The sequence below is a fragment of the Pseudomonas sp. LAIL14HWK12:I10 genome (genome assembly GCF_900184205.1).
In the GTDB taxonomy this organism is placed as follows: domain Bacteria; phylum Pseudomonadota; class Gammaproteobacteria; order Pseudomonadales; family Pseudomonadaceae; genus Aquipseudomonas; species Aquipseudomonas kermanshahensis.
In genome coordinates this window covers 417,972-432,430 of the sequence record NZ_FXWU01000006.1, presented here as the reverse complement: position 1 = coordinate 432,430, position 14,459 = coordinate 417,972, and the positions used below count along the sequence as shown (strand labels likewise).

Here is a 14,459-nt window from a genome sequence, read left to right as displayed (position 1 = left end):
AACCGAAAGTTCGTAACCACAAAATCGCATATCCGAATTCGCTGGGCTGTCCATCTGGGCATTCTGGCTACAGAATTTCTTGACGACCATAGAGCATTGGAACCACCTGATCCCATCCCGAACTCAGTAGTGAAACGATGCATCGCCGATGGTAGTGTGGGGTTTCCCCATGTGAGAGTAGGTCATCGTCAAGATTCATTTCGCAAAACCCCTATCTGCGCGAGCAGGTAGGGGTTTTGTCTTTTCCGGCCGTCAACACTGGCCGTGATGATGAAACATGCGTCATCCATGCCTGATAAAACCAGAGGTAATGCTACCCTCGCGGAAATACTCAGCATGGATACCCATCATGGAAATGAACTGGCACCAGGCCTTGCAAGAGAGCCTGAGCTGGCTGGCAATCGCCTCGTTCATCACCCTGGTCTGCTTCATTGCAGCGGCGACACTGGCAGTGCGTTTTACACGCTGGGGCAGCCAATTCTGGCAGCTCGCCGGGTCGTATTTCAGCTTCAGGCGCAGCTGGCGGCCGCTGTTGGTGTTTGCCCTGTTATTGGTGATGACGCTGTTCTCGGTGCGCCTGAACGTGCTGTTTTCGTTCTGGTACAACGGTTTCTACAGCGCCCTGCAAGGCCTGGATCAGAGCGCCTTCTGGTACCTGCTAGGCGTATTTGCGGTGCTTGCCACCATCCACGTGCTGCGCTCGCTGTTCACGTTCTACGTGACCCAGGCCTTCAGCATTCACTGGCGCGTCTGGCTCACCAAGCGCCTGACGCGCGACTGGATGCACGGCGATGCTTACTACCGCGGCCAGTTCCTCGCCGAGCCCGTAGACAACCCCGACCAGCGTATCGAGCTGGACGTCAATGCTTTCGTCACCAACTCCGTGTCGCTTGCCCTCGGCGCAGTCAGTGCGCTGGTGTCGTTGGTGGCATTCACGGGCATCCTCTGGGGTTTGTCGGCACCGCTGGCAGTGGCGGGGGTCGAGATCCCACGGGCGATGGTCTTTGCCGTGTACCTGTACGTGATCGTTGCCACTTGGATTGCCTTTCGCCTTGGGCGCCCGTTGATTCGTCTGAACTTCCTCAACGAGAAACTCACCGCTAACTTCCGTTACGCGCTGATGCGCCTGCGTGAAAATGCTGAGAACATCGCCTTCTATCAAGGTGCACAGGTAGAGCGGGGCACACTGTTGGGCCGCTTTGGCGCATTGATTGTCAACGCTTGGGCATTGGTCTTCCGAAACTTGAAGTTCAGCGGCTTCAACCTGGGTATCAGCCAGGTTGCCGTGGTGTTCCCCTTCATCCTTCAGGCGCCGCGTTTCTTCAGTGGCGCTATCAAGCTTGGCGACGTAATGCAGACCTCCCAGGCCTTTGGCCAGGTGCAGGATTCGTTGTCGTTCTTCCGCGAATCCTACGACGCATTCGCCCAGTACCGCGCCACCCTCGATCGTTTGACGGGCTTTCTCGATGCCAATGAACAGGCCAGTTCGCTGCCGCGCGTCACTACCGAGGAACAGGCGCATGCCCTGGATATTGCCGGTTTGCAGGTATTGCGCCCCGATGGCCATGCCCTTATTGCCGACCTCAATCTGAGTCTGCGCGCTGGCCAGGCGCTGTTGATCAAAGGGCCTTCAGGGAGTGGTAAAACCACCTTGTTGCGTGCACTGGCTGGGCTCTGGCCTTACGCTGAGGGTGAGGTCAGGCGCCCCTTGGGGCACCAGGCGCTGTTCCTGTCTCAGCGCCCGTACCTGCCGTTAGGCGACCTGCGCACCGTTATCGCCTACCCATCGGCCAGCGCAGCCGAGCATGAAGTGCGCATGCAGCAAGCCCTGCGCCAGGTCAACCTGGCCCACCTTGTCGAACGCCTGGACGTCAGTTGCGACTGGTCGCACATCCTCTCGGTGGGTGAGCAACAGCGCTTGGCGTTTGCCCGGGTGCTGTTCAACCAGCCCCAAGTAGTGTTTCTCGACGAGTCCACCTCGGCCATGGACGAAGGGCTGGAGCATACGTTGTATGGGCTACTGCGCAGCGAGATGCCGCAGGCCCTGTTGGTGAGTGTTGGCCACCGCAGTACGTTGGCGGCGTTTCACACGCATCGGCTCGAGGTGGATGGGCATGGGGGCTGGTCGGTCATGGAGCAACAACCGGCGCACGTTCCAGTTTAGTGAGTGGGGTGGGAGGGTAATGACAGCGCAGCGTCAGGGTTGATGCTCGGCATCCTGCATCACGATCAACTCGGCCCCGTCGTTGCGCACATTTCCGACAGCCTTGCTCACCGGGAACCACTCGAACGCCTCGACCGGCAGGCACCGCTCTCGTGCCAGGCGCTCGGCTTCCTCGGCGGGTACGTCAGCGTCAATCCATATGCGCGCATCCGCCGGCTCAAGCACCAGAGGCCGGCGGTCATGGATGTCGACCATGCCCTCGTCACTGGCGGCGGTGATGATCACGAAGCCATCGCCTTCGTTAGGCGTCATCCCCGTGTGCACTTCGGCCAACGCGGCCATGAACATCGGTGCCTGGGTTTTCAGGCGGATGTAGTACGGCTGCTTGCGTTTGGCGTCATGCGGGTCGGCCACCCATTCGTACCAACCATCCGCCATCACCAACGCCCGCCCCTGCGGCCACAGGGCTTTGAAAAACTTGCCGGTGGTAACCGTCTCTACCCGGGCGTTGATTGGGGCGGGGCGTTTGCCGGTGGCCCAGAACGGTGCCCAGCCCCAGTGGCAGGGGTCGACGCGCAGCCCGTCATCGACACGGTGCAGGATCAGCACCCGGCTGCCGGGGGCGACGTTGTAGCGACCGATCGGCAGGTTGTCATAGCCGCTGATCACGTCCTGTTCGGCGTTCAGTTCACGCAGGTAATCGGCCAAGCCTTGATACTGGGCGAAGCGTCCACACATGGCATGTACCCCCACTTGTCGAAATGTCCTACGCCGAAATTGACCTGATGCTCGGTAGATCGATACTGTATCTATATACAGTTAAATTCAAGGCCGTGCCATGACTTCCATCCTGGGTCCCATCACCTGCGGTAGCGGTGCTGTTTCGCGTTATCTGTTCCGCATCCCCGCTGGCTTTCCGTCGCCGGCGGCGGACCACATGGAGCAGCCCATCTCGCTCGATGAACTGTTCAACCTGCGTGCCCCGCATATGTATCTGGTCAGGATAGACGGCGACAGCATGCAGGGCGCCGGGATCTTCGACGGCGACCTGGTGCTGGTCGACCGCTCTCTCGAAGCGCGGCATGGCCAGATCGTGATCGCAGCGGTCAATGGCGAACCGCTGTGCAAGCGGCTGCATAAGGTGGGTGGGCAGGTGGTGCTGCGCTCGGAGAATCCACGTTACCCCCCACGTTACATCCTTGAAGGCGATGAGTTGACGATCTGGGGTGTAGTGACCTTCAGCGTGCGCAGCCACGATCCGAAATAGCGGCCGTTCAGCGCAGCAAGCCAACCCCAGTCAGGGTAATCCCAGCGAACACTGCGCCCAGCAGAAAGGTGGCCTGGAACCCGACCCCATCCCACATCAGCCCGGCCACCACGCTGGCGACCAGCAACGCAACGCCGGTCAGCAGGTGGAACAGGCCGAACGCGGTACCGCGCAGGTTGGCCGGGGCGCTGTCGGCGATCAGCGCAGCAAAGACGCCTTGGGTGAAACCCAGGTGCAGCCCCCAGGCCACCACCCCCAGCGCCAGCCCGGCCCAGCCGGGCCACAACGCCAGCATCACGTCAGCCAGCAGCAGCAGCCCCAGCCCTGCCATCAGTACACCACGGCGGCCAAGCCTGTCCGACAGCACTCCGGCGGGGTAGGCCGACAGCGAATAGGCCAAGGCCATTACCACCAGAACCGCCGGTGCCCATAACGCGGCCAGGCCCATGTCCTGGGCGCGCAGCAACAAAAAGGCCTCACTGAAGCGTGCCAAGGTAAACACCATGGCCAATGCGATCAGTCGCCAGTAGCCGGCGCCAAGCCGCCTCAGTTGGTGCAGGGCCAGTGGCGAACGCACCGGTCGCGACGTGGCCGTGGCCTCGGGCTCGTGCACGAACGCCACAAGCGTGCCGACCGCCACAAGCGCAGGGATCACCGCCACCCAGAACACCGTCTGGAAATGACTGGCCGTGAGCCACATCAGCAAGATCGCCAGCAACGGCCCAAGGAAGGCGCCGACAGTGTCCAGTGCCTGGCGCAGGCCGAAGGCGGCGCCGCGCAATTCGGGCGGCGTTACGTCGGCCACCAATGCATCCCGCGGCGCCCCGCGGATGCCCTTGCCGATACGGTCGACAAAGCGTGCCGCGATCAACCAGTCCAGGCCCGAGGCCAAGGGGAACACGGGCTTGGTCAGCGCGCCCAGGCTGTAGCCCACGACCGTGAGTAGCTTGCGCTTGCCCAGCCGGTCGCTCAGTGCGCCGGAAAACACCTTGGTGATCGATGCGGTCGCCTCGGCGATGCCTTCGATGAAGCCGACCGCCACCACCGAGGTGCCGAGCACGGTCACCATGTAAAGCGGCAGCAGGGCGTGGATCATCTCCGAGGAAATGTCCATGAACATCGACACGAAGCCCAGCGCCCAAACACTGCGCGGGATCTTTGGCAGGCCATTGGCGGCAATCGTATGGCCGGTTTTTTCGGTGGTGCGCATTGGCCGTCTCGCGGGGGTTGCTACGTTCAGAACTGTAGGAGCCAGCGCGCAGGATGCAAATCGGATGAATGGAGGAGGCGATAGCGCGCTTATAAGGTGTACTGTATAAATACACAGCAAGTGTAAGCCTTCGAAATGAACCCACAGCCCGTTTATGCCCTGATCGACTGCAACAGTTTCTACGCCAGCTGCGAGCGCGTGTTCCGCCCCGATCTGCTGCGCACGCCCATCGTCGTGCTCAGCAACAACGATGGGTGCATCATCGCCCGCAGTGCTGAGGCCAAGCAGTGGGTGAAGATGGGCCAGCCGTATTACCAGGTGAAGGACCTGTTGCGCCGCCATGGCGTGGTGGCGTTTTCATCCAACTATGCGTTGTACGGTGACATGAGCCAGCGGGTGATGGCGGTAATCGAAGGCATGGTCCCGGCACTGGAGGTGTATTCCATCGACGAAGCCTTCGCCGACCTGACCGGCGTACCCGGAGACCTCGACTACCTGGGCCGCTGCATACGCGAGCGGGTGCTCAAGCACACCGGCATCCCCGTCGGCGTCGGCATCGCGGGTACCAAGACCCTGGCCAAGCTGGCCAACCACGCGGCCAAACGCTGGGCCGTTCACAGCGGTGGGGTGGTCGACCTGCGCATCGCGTCGCAGTGTGAGTGGGTGTTGAAGAAGTGCGACGTGTCCGAGGTCTGGGGCATCGGCAAACGCCTCACCGCGCACCTGCAGGGCATGGGAATCCGCTCCGCCTGGGACTTATCACGCGCCGATCCAGGCCTGCTGCGCAAGACCTTCAGCGTGGTGGTGGAAAAGACCGCCCGCGAATTGGCGGGCACGCCGTGCCTGCAACTGCAGGACATCGACCCGCCACGCCAGGAAATCTGTTGCAGCCGCATGTTCGGCAAGCGCCTGACCGAGCTGGCACCCATCAAGGAAGCCGTGGCCACCTACGTGATGCGCGCCTCGGAGAAGTTGCGTAGCCAGCGCTCCCTGGCGAGCAAGATGCGCGTCAGCATCCGTACCGGTATGTTCAACCCGGACGAGGCCAAGTACGCCAACGGCGTGGTGGTGCAGTTGCCGTATCCGACAGATGACGTGCGGCTGCTCACACGCATGGCCCTGGAGGCGGTGGGGCGTATCTATCGGCAGGGCTTTCGCTACAGCAAGGCAGAAGTGTTGTTGCTGGAGCTGTGCCAGCGTGGGCAATTCACCGGCGACTTGTTTGCCCCGTCGCAGACGGTACAGGCGGAGCGGGTAATGGGTGTGATTGACGGTGTCAACGCACGTTGGGGCAGGGGCACGCTACGCAGTGCAGCGGTGCCGGCGGCAGCGGAATGGGCAATGCGGCGCGAGTTGATGAGCGCAGGCTTCACGACGCAGATGGCCGGGTTATGGCGGGTTAATCGCTGAGCACGGATTACAACGTACCTCCTGTAGGAGCGGGTTCACCCGCGAACCAGGGCGTAGCCCTGGCCAGGCACCCTGTCCAAATTATCGCAGGTCAACCCCACAGGCCTGGGCGCCTAGATACTCAACCGCACCGCCAAAGCCGCCAATGTCACCAGCAACACCGGCACCGTCAGCAACACCCCGACCTTGAAGTAATACCCCCAACCGATGCTGACCCCTTTGCGCGCCAGCACATGCAGCCACAGCAGCGTGGCCAGGCTGCCAATCGGGGTGATCTTCGGCCCCAGGTCACAGCCAATGACGTTGGCGTAGATCATCGCTTCGCGCACCACGCCTTGGGCCTCGCTGGCATGGATCGACAGCGCACCGATCAGCACGCTGGGCAGGTTGTTCATCACCGACGACAACAGCGCGGCAATCAGCCCGGTACCGAGCGAAGCCGCCCATACCCCATGGCCGGCCAGCCAGTTCAGCACGCTGCCCAGCGAGTCGGTCAGGCCGGCATTGCGCAACCCGTAGACCACCAGGTACATCCCCAGCGAAAACACCACGATCTGCCACGGTGCTTCGCGCAGTACGCGGCGTGTGGAAATCACGTGACCACGGGCAGCGACGGCGAACAGTACGGCCGCGCAGGCCGCGGCCACGGCACTGACCGGAATGCCCAACGGCTCAAGCACGAACAGGCTGGCCAGCAGCGCCAGCAGCACCACCCAACCGACACGAAACGTCGCGCGGTCGCGGATGGCCATGGCTGGCAGCTTGAGCTCATCGGTGGCATAGCGCAGCGGGATATCGCGGCCGAAGTACACCCTTAGCACCAACAAGGTGGCTGCCACGGCCACCAGGTTCACCGGCACCATGACCGAGGCATAGGCGTTGAAACCCAGGCCGAAGTAGTCCGCCGAGACAATGTTCACCAGGTTCGACACCACCAGTGGCAGGCTCGCAGTGTCGGCGATAAAGCCCGCACCCATGACGAAGGCCAGGGTGGCGGCTGGCGAGAAGCGCAGCGCCAGCAGCATCGACATGACGATGGGGGTAAGGATCAACGCCGCGCCGTCATTGGCGAACAGCGCCGAAACAGCGGCGCCCAGCAGCACCATGAAGGCGAACAGGCGGCGCCCGTCACCTCCCGCCCAGCGCGCCACGTGCAGCGCCGCCCATTCGAAGAAGCCAGCTTCGTCCAGCAGCAAGCTGATGATGATGAGGGCGATGAACGTCGCCGTGGCGTTCCAGATGATGGCCCAGACCGTGGGGATGTCGTGCAGCGACACCACCCCGCACACCAGCGCGAGCACGGCGCCCAAGGTGGCGCTCCAGCCGACGCCCAGGCCTTTGGGCTGCCAGATGACCAGGGTCAGGGTGAACAGGAAAATCAATGCGGCTGGGAGCATGAACACAAGGTCTCGAAGGGCCAAAGAAGCCGCCACAGAGTAGGGCAAGCACGGGCGTTTCAGCAAAGTTCCGTTACAAACATGTAAGTTTCGTAAATAAGATTTAAACTCATTTGAGAATCACTATATTTACCACCCCTGTTGGCCTCCACTTTGTCGTTGCGAGGCCGGTGGGCGAGGGCTCGCCGGCTTCCTGGTAGGGATGTGCCTTTTCGCTCATGAATCGCAGGAGATGTACCGATGCAATCCAGACCTTCACCCAACAGCCTGGCCTTGGCGTTCGTTGCGTTGGCCTCGCCGGCCATGGTCGCGACTGCCGCCCAGGCCGACGAGCAGCGCGCCGGTGAAGTGCTGGAGGTGCCTGCTGCGCAAAGCGCGCTGGTCATTCAGGACACCCTGGTCACCGCCGAACGCGAAGCGCGGCAGGCACTGGGTTCGTCGATCATCACCGAAGAGGACATCAAGCGTCATCCCCCGGCCAATGACCTGTCCGAACTGATCCGCCGCGAACCGGGGGTCAACCTGACCGGCAACAGTGCCAGCGGTGCGCGCGGCAACAACCGGCAGATCGACCTGCGCGGCATGGGGCCGGAAAACACCTTGATCCTCATCGACGGCAAGCCTTCGAGCGCTCGCAATGCAGTGCGCTATGGCTGGAACGGCGACCGCGATACCCGTGGCGAAACCAACTGGGTGCCGGCCGAAGCGGTCGAGCGCATCGAGATCCTGCGCGGCCCGGCGGCGGCGCGTTACGGCTCTGGCGCCATGGGCGGGGTGGTCAACATCATCACCAAACGCCCGACCGATGAGCTCAAAGGCAGCGTCAGCCTGTACACGCAGATGCCCGAAGACAGCGCCGAGGGGGCCAGCCGCCGTACCAACTTCAACCTGGGGGGCGGCCTCACCGAAAACTTGGGTTTCCGCCTGTACGGTGGCCTGGCCAAGACCGACGCCGACGACCTGGACATCAACGCCAGCCATGCCAACAGTGCGCTGTCGGCCGGCCGCGAAGGCGTGCGCAACAAAGACATCAACGGGATGCTGAGCTGGAAACTCAACGACGAGCACCGCTTTGAAACCAGCGCCGGCTACAGCCGGCAAGGCAACATTTATGCTGGCGACACCATGAACAGCAACGGCGGCAGCAATGTCGATCTGATCTCCAGCCTGTATGGCCACGAGACCAACGTGATGCAGCGCAACACCTACGACCTGACCCACCTGGGCGATTTCGCCTGGGGCACCAGCAAGACCACGCTGGCCTACGAGTACGTGCGCAACTGGCGCCTCAACGAAGGCTTGGCCGGGGGCCCGGAAGGCGCGATCAACGACAGCGGCGCCGCCATGTCGCGGCTGCGCAATACGCGTCTGAGCAGCGAAGTTAACCTGCCATTCGCCATGGGCAGCACCGAGCATGTACTGACCCTGGGTGGCGAATACCTGTACGAGTCGCTCAACGATCAGGGCTCGTTCCGCCCGCAGAGTTTTGACCCCAGTGGCGGTGGCAACGACGCGATCAGCGGCTTCGACCGCAGCAACTCGAAGATGACCGCCAAGAGCTACGCGCTGTTCGTCGAAGACAACATCATTGTCGGCGACACCACCGTCACCCCAGGCCTGCGCTTTGACCACCACGAGACCTTCGGCGACAACTTCAGCCCCAGCCTTAACCTGTCGCACAAGCTGACCGAGGCGCTGTCGGTCAAGGGCGGAATCGCCCGCGCCTACAAGGTGCCGAACCTGTATCAGTCCAACCCCAACTACCTGCTCTACAGCCGTGGTAACGGTTGCAGCGTGCAGCAGACCAACTCGGGTGGTTGCTACCTACAGGGCAACGCCGACCTCAAGCCAGAAATCAGCGTCAACAAAGAGATCGGCCTGCTGTACGACCGTGGCACCTGGCGCACCAGCGCGACCTACTTCCGCAACGATTACAAGAACAAGATCATCGGCGACACCGATGTGCTCTACACCATCAACAGCGGCCGCCGCGTGACGCAGTGGGAGAACGCCGGCGAAGCACGCGTGGAAGGGATCGAGGGCAACTTCTTCATCGCGCTGAGCCCGACCCTGGACTGGAACACCAACCTGACCTGGATGCTCGACAATGACAACCGCGAGACGGGCGAGCCGCTGTCGGTGATCCCAGAGTACACGGTCAATACCACCCTCGACTGGCGCGCCACCGACAAACTGTCGTTCCAGGTGGCAGGCACTTACTTCGGCAAGCAGAAGTCGCCGACCTACAACTACCGCACCCAGGAAAGCTACGACCAGGAGGCGCAGCAGGATGTCGAAGCCTACGGCCTGGTGGACGTGAGCACAGGGTACAAGTTCAACGCCAACTATGACGTGCGGGTGGGGGTGAACAACGTGTTCGATAAGCAGATCCTGCGCGGTGGCAATGCCAGCAGCTCGGGTGCCAACACTTACAACCAGCCGGGTCGGGCGGTGTTTGCTTCGTTGAATATCACCTTCTGATCCCGGGGCCGCAGTGCGGCCCAATCCCCCTGTAGGAGCAGCCTTGTGCTGCGAAGCGGTCGATGAAAGCCTCGCGAATCTTCGCAGCTATCACCGGCCTCTTCGCAGCACAAGGCTGCTCCTACAAGGCGATCGGCATGCGCAGCAGCCCACCCAAGACCCTCGAGGAGCTTCCGATGATCCAAGCCCCCGCCTGGCTGCAGATCTTCTCCCGCAGCACCGCGGCGTTGCTGGGCGGTTACGCGTTCAGCTACGCCGCCAGTGCCTGCCTGGCCCGGTTGCTGCCGCTGTCGTCCGCCGACGCGGTCATTGTCGCGACCCTGCCAGCCTTCATCTTCTACACCGGCGCAATCCTCTGGGCCTTTGCCAGCCGTGATGCCGTGCGTGCCTGGGCGCCGCTGGTGCTTGCTGCACCGCTGGCACTGATCGGCTTCTGGCCGCAGGCACTGAGGTGGCTGGCATGAAGAATACCTTCACCCAATCGATGGCCTGGTTGCACACCTGGGCCGGGCTGATTTTCGGCTGGCTGCTGTTTGCCATCTTCGTCACCGGCACCCTGGCGGTGTTCGACAAGGAGCTCAATCACTGGATGAAGCCGGAGGTCCCGGCAACCGAGGTGTCCCAGGCCGACGCCGCGCGGCGGGCCGTTGCCTATCTGCAAGCCCACGAACCGAAGGCCGGCAACTGGGGCATCAGCCTGCCCACCGAGCGTTCGCCCGGGTTGCGGGTGTCCACCGGCGAACGTCGCCATGGCGGTGGCGTGCAGCTCGACCCGCGTACCGGCGAGGCCATCGAGGTGCGTGACAGTGTCGGCGGCAACTTCTTTTTCCGCTTCCATTTCACCCTCGACTTGCCGCGCAACTGGGGCATCTTCGTGGTCGGTGTGCTGGCGTTGGTGATGCTGGCGGCACTGGTCACGGGCATCGTGATCCACAAAAAGATCTTCAAGGAGTTCTTCACCTTCCGGCCCAACAAGGGCCAGCGCTCATGGCTGGACTTTCACAATGCCAGCGCCGTGTTGTTGCTGCCGTTCCACCTGATGATCACCTACACCGGGTTGGTGATCTTCATGCTCATCTACATCCCGGCAGGGGTCGATGCATTGTTCGAAGGCGACAGCCGCGCGTACTTCCAGGCGCAGGGCAATGCCCGCCTGGAGCAGCCACGGCAACTGGCCAGGCAGCCGGGCGAACTGGTTGATGTGGCGCCGTTGCTGGCTCAGGCCGAGGCGCGGCTGGGGCCGATTGGCGGCTTGAACATCCGCAACCCCAACACCGCAGGCGCGCGTATTGAAATCCGCCCCGAGCTGGGCAACCGGATCGCCCTCGCCAAAGGCCAGGCGATGGTCTTCGATGGCGTCAGCGGCGAGCTGCTTAGCGATGTGCCTGAGTGGCGTGCGGCCCCGCTGACCCAGCGGGTGATGGTCGGTTTGCACTTTGCCCAGTTCGGCGGCTACCCGATGCGTTGGCTGTACTTCATTTGCGGGGTGGTCAGTTGCGTGATGATCGCCAGTGGGCTGGTGCTGTTTTGCGTCAAGCGTGGGCGCAAATATGCCAGCGCCACGGCGCAGCCTTCGGCGCGGCGCTGGTACCGGGTAGCCGAAGTGTGCAATGTCGGCTTCGTCAGCGGGTTGTTACTGGCCTGCGTGGCCCTGCTGTGGGCCAGCCGCTTGTTGCCGGTTGAACTCGTGCAACGGGAAAACTGGGAGGTGCGCGTGTTCTTTGGCACGTGGCTGCTGGCGCTGCTGCACGCGGGGGTGCGGCCGGCACGGCGCGCCTGGGTCGAGCAATTGCTGTTGGTGGCGCTGCTGTGCATCGGCTTGGCCGCGTTGGGTAGCATGGCTGACGCGATGCGCCAGGGTGTGGTGGCGTGTGCGATGGTGTTGGGCGTGTTGCTGGGGCTGGTGGCTTGGCGGGTACGTCAGGCTGCGTCGGCGCCGCAGAAGACCAGGGCAGGGCGAAGCGTGGAGGCGGGCGCATGATGATGTGGGTTACAGGCGGTATGTTGTTCGCCTACGTCGGGATGCTCGCGTTGTGCCAGGGCTTGGAGCGGCATTACAAGCATGTCTGGAATCGGCCCTGCCCACGTGGCCTACGCCTGGGGTTGCGAGGGGCAGGGTGGCTGGCGCTGCTGGTCAGCCTGCTGCTGTGCGCCCAGGCCTGGGGTTGGGCCATGGGGCCGGTGGCGTGGTTCGGGGCGCTGTCGCTGGCAGGGATGCTGCTGGTGATGCTATTGCCCTACTGGCCGCGGCTGGCCGTCGGCTTGTCGGCGGCAGTGCCGGTGTGGGGTGTGATGTTGCTGCTGGCTTGATCCGCACAGGCCAGGCGCATTTCGTCGCGCAAAAAAAGTGGCGGCATGCTAAACCATCCGCTCCCGCCTGCCATGAAGAGAGCACCGGTGAAAGCCGTTCGCCTGACCCTCGTTTGCCATGCCCTGACCCACGCGCAGAAGACCGGCTGCCTGCCCCGGCCGGAGGACGGCATCCTGGCGCTTGAGCAACCGCCCGTGTCAGCTGGACCTGCCGTGCAGGTGCTGAGTGCGCCGGAGCGGCGGGCCTGCGAGACGGCGGCATTTTTATCGGCGCAAGCACGGGTCGAACCGGCATTGGCGGATTGCGACCTGGGGTGTTGGCAAGGCTTGTCGCTCAAGCAGTTGCAGGCAGCTCATCCACAGGCGTTGTCCGAATGGCTGGAAAACCCCGACAGCACACCACATGGCGGCGAATCGTTCGCCCAGCTGTGCCAGCGCGTGGCGGTTTGGCTGGCGGCGTTCGACACGCCGGGTGAATGGCTGGCAGTGACTCACCCCATGGTCATCCGCGCCGTACTGGTCCAGCTATTGGGGTGTCCGATGAGCGCCCATCAGCGCATTGATGTGCTACCGCTATCGCGCCTTGAACTCAGCTTCGCCGGGCAGTGGCGTCTGCGTCTGGGTTGATAGCGGTGGCGGTCAGAAGGCCAGTTTGTAGCCGATCAGCAACAGCATCGCGGCCAGGCACGGGCGCAGCACGCGGTCGGAAATCCGCCCGGTAAGGTGGCTGCCCATGTAGATACCCGGCAGCGAACCGAGCAGCAGGTAGCCCAACAGCGACCAGTCCATGTTGCCCATGCCGGCGTGGCCCAGGCCCGCGACCAACGTCAGCGGTACCGCGTGGGCGATTTCGGTGCCGACCAGGCGGCGGGTCACCAGGAAGGGATAAAGCAGGAACAAGGCCACGGTGCCCAATGCGCCAGCGCCGATGGAGGTCAGGGTGACCATGACCCCCAGCACGACGCCGGTGAGCACGGTCAGCGTGTTCAGGCTGCGGTCGCTGAGGTGATAGTGGTCACCGGCATGACGGCTGGCGAATGCCTGCAGGCGCGATTTGAACAGAATGGCCAGTGCGGTGAGGATCAACACCACGGCCAGGCCTTGTTTGATGATGGCGTTGAGCGCCGAGGTGTCGGTATGCAGGGTGCTGAGGAACCACAGGGTGAGTGCGGCGGCGGGCACGCTGCCCAGGCTCAGCAGGCCGGTGATTTTCCAGTCGATGTTCTTGTTGCGGGCATGCACCCAGACGCCACTGGCCTTGGTGATGGCGGCATAGAGCAGGTCGGTGCCGACAGCAGTGGCCGGGTTGATGCCAAACCACAAAAGAATAGGGGTCATCAGCGAGCCGCCACCTACGCCGGTCATACCGACGATGAAACCCACGACCAGCCCGGCAAGGGTGAAACCGAAAGAACCTACATCCATACGCTACTCGACTGCCCAACTTTGCCCGTTATCGGATGGAAGCCAGCATATAGAATTTTTAATAGCCAAATAGACTAGTTCGTTATTAGGTTATAACTGCGTGTTGCCTGTACGGCACCGCTCAGCGGTCCGTCATGACCACCATCACCTGCGCATCAGCGCCGTCTTCGCTTTCCGACAGGTAGATATGCCCCACCTGGCTATTGAAGTAGGCCGTCTCTTGCGGGCCGATGCTGACGGCTTCACCCGTCTCGAACTCGATGCGCACACGCCCGCTGAGCACCAGTGCGAACTCTTGGCCTGGGTGGCGGATAAAGTCGTCGAACTGCCCGCGCTCGCGGGCGATGATGCGGGCATAGGCGGGTGTCATGCGCCGCTCGGGGAATGCACCGGCGATCGGGTGGTAGTCGTAGGTACCCGTCGCGTAGCCTGCCACCGCGGCCAGTGAGTCCACCACCACGGTGACCGGCACCGGCGTATCGGCCGTGCCGCTGGCACGGAACAGCTGCGCGATATCGACATTCAGCGCGCGGGCAGCGGCGGCCAGTTTTTCGTAACTCACCGAGACCTGGGCAAGCTCCATTTTCGACAAGGTCGACACCGGCACGCCGCTGGCTTCGGACAATTGCTTGAGGGTCAATTGGCGCGCCTTGCGCACTTGGCGCAGGCGCCTGCCGACGGCGGCGCGGTCTAGCAAGGGCAGTGCATCGGGACGGTCATCGGGCATTCGGGGCACTCGGCATACGGCGTTGGTCGGGCATATTACCTTGGACACTTGCGCAGTTCTAAATTCTC

The 14,459-nt window shown here is 62.8% G+C and carries 13 protein-coding genes and 1 rRNA gene; 9 read left to right on the top strand and 5 right to left on the bottom strand.

Going from position 1 to position 14,459, the window contains the following annotated elements:
* The first annotated feature begins 78 nt into the window (after window positions 1-78).
* A 5S ribosomal RNA gene (rrf, locus tag QOS90_RS16535) occupies window positions 79-194 on the top strand.
* Between the two features lie 155 nt (window positions 195-349).
* Window positions 350-2,164, top strand: coding sequence for an ABC transporter ATP-binding protein/permease (locus tag QOS90_RS16530; protein ID WP_085273217.1), 1,815 nt, complete (start codon window positions 350-352; stop codon window positions 2,162-2,164).
* 33 nt (window positions 2,165-2,197) lie between these two features.
* Here the strand turns inward: QOS90_RS16530 and QOS90_RS16525 are convergent, their stop codons facing one another.
* Window positions 2,198-2,902, bottom strand: coding sequence for an SOS response-associated peptidase family protein (locus QOS90_RS16525; protein WP_027593989.1), 705 nt, complete (start codon window positions 2,900-2,902; stop codon window positions 2,198-2,200).
* A gap of 100 nt (window positions 2,903-3,002) precedes the next feature.
* Between QOS90_RS16525 and QOS90_RS16520 the strand changes: the two genes are divergently transcribed.
* Window positions 3,003-3,431: a LexA family protein gene (locus QOS90_RS16520; protein WP_027593988.1), complete on the top strand. Its 429-nt coding sequence runs from the start codon at window positions 3,003-3,005 to the stop codon at window positions 3,429-3,431.
* Window positions 3,432-3,438: 7 nt separating this feature from the next.
* Here QOS90_RS16520 and QOS90_RS16515 read toward each other — a convergent pair whose 3' ends face one another.
* Window positions 3,439-4,641, bottom strand: a complete 1,203-nt coding sequence (locus tag QOS90_RS16515) for an MFS transporter (protein ID WP_027593987.1) — start codon at window positions 4,639-4,641, stop codon at window positions 3,439-3,441.
* 135 nt (window positions 4,642-4,776) lie between these two features.
* Here QOS90_RS16515 and QOS90_RS16510 point away from each other — a divergent pair, with 135 nt between their 5' ends.
* A complete protein-coding gene (locus QOS90_RS16510; RefSeq protein ID WP_085273218.1) occupies window positions 4,777-6,051 on the top strand; it encodes a Y-family DNA polymerase in 1,275 nt (424 codons plus the stop codon).
* Window positions 6,052-6,164: 113 nt separating this feature from the next.
* On the opposite strand, the gene QOS90_RS16505 is transcribed toward QOS90_RS16510, so the two are convergent.
* Window positions 6,165-7,448: an arsenic transporter gene (locus QOS90_RS16505; protein ID WP_027593985.1), complete on the bottom strand. Its 1,284-nt coding sequence runs from the start codon at window positions 7,446-7,448 to the stop codon at window positions 6,165-6,167.
* A 240-nt stretch (window positions 7,449-7,688) separates the two neighbouring features.
* Here QOS90_RS16505 and QOS90_RS16500 point away from each other — a divergent pair, with 240 nt between their 5' ends.
* From QOS90_RS16500 to QOS90_RS16480, 5 genes are all read left to right on the top strand, one after another.
* A complete protein-coding gene (locus QOS90_RS16500) occupies window positions 7,689-9,929 on the top strand; it encodes a TonB-dependent siderophore receptor (RefSeq protein ID WP_085273219.1) in 2,241 nt (746 codons plus the stop codon).
* Between the two features lie 176 nt (window positions 9,930-10,105).
* Complete coding sequence (locus QOS90_RS16495) at window positions 10,106-10,393, top strand: hypothetical protein (protein ID WP_027593983.1); 288 nt, start codon at window positions 10,106-10,108, stop codon at window positions 10,391-10,393.
* Window positions 10,390-11,910, top strand: a complete 1,521-nt coding sequence (locus QOS90_RS16490; RefSeq protein WP_085273220.1) for a PepSY-associated TM helix domain-containing protein — start codon at window positions 10,390-10,392, stop codon at window positions 11,908-11,910. Before QOS90_RS16495 ends, QOS90_RS16490 begins: the two co-directional genes overlap by 4 nt.
* Window positions 11,907-12,239, top strand: coding sequence for a DUF3325 domain-containing protein (locus QOS90_RS16485; protein WP_027593981.1), 333 nt, complete (start codon window positions 11,907-11,909; stop codon window positions 12,237-12,239). The genes QOS90_RS16490 and QOS90_RS16485 overlap by 4 nt, the downstream gene beginning before the upstream one ends.
* 87 nt (window positions 12,240-12,326) lie before the next feature.
* Entirely contained in the window at window positions 12,327-12,866 is a 540-nt protein-coding gene (locus tag QOS90_RS16480) for a histidine phosphatase family protein (protein WP_085273221.1), read from the top strand.
* Window positions 12,867-12,878: 12 nt separating this feature from the next.
* On the opposite strand, the gene QOS90_RS16475 is transcribed toward QOS90_RS16480, so the two are convergent.
* Entirely contained in the window at window positions 12,879-13,664 is a 786-nt protein-coding gene (locus tag QOS90_RS16475) for a sulfite exporter TauE/SafE family protein (protein ID WP_027593979.1), read from the bottom strand.
* Window positions 13,665-13,785: 121 nt separating this feature from the next.
* Entirely contained in the window at window positions 13,786-14,391 is a 606-nt protein-coding gene (locus tag QOS90_RS16470; RefSeq protein WP_085273222.1) for a helix-turn-helix domain-containing protein, read from the bottom strand.
* Window positions 14,392-14,459 lie beyond the last annotated feature (68 nt).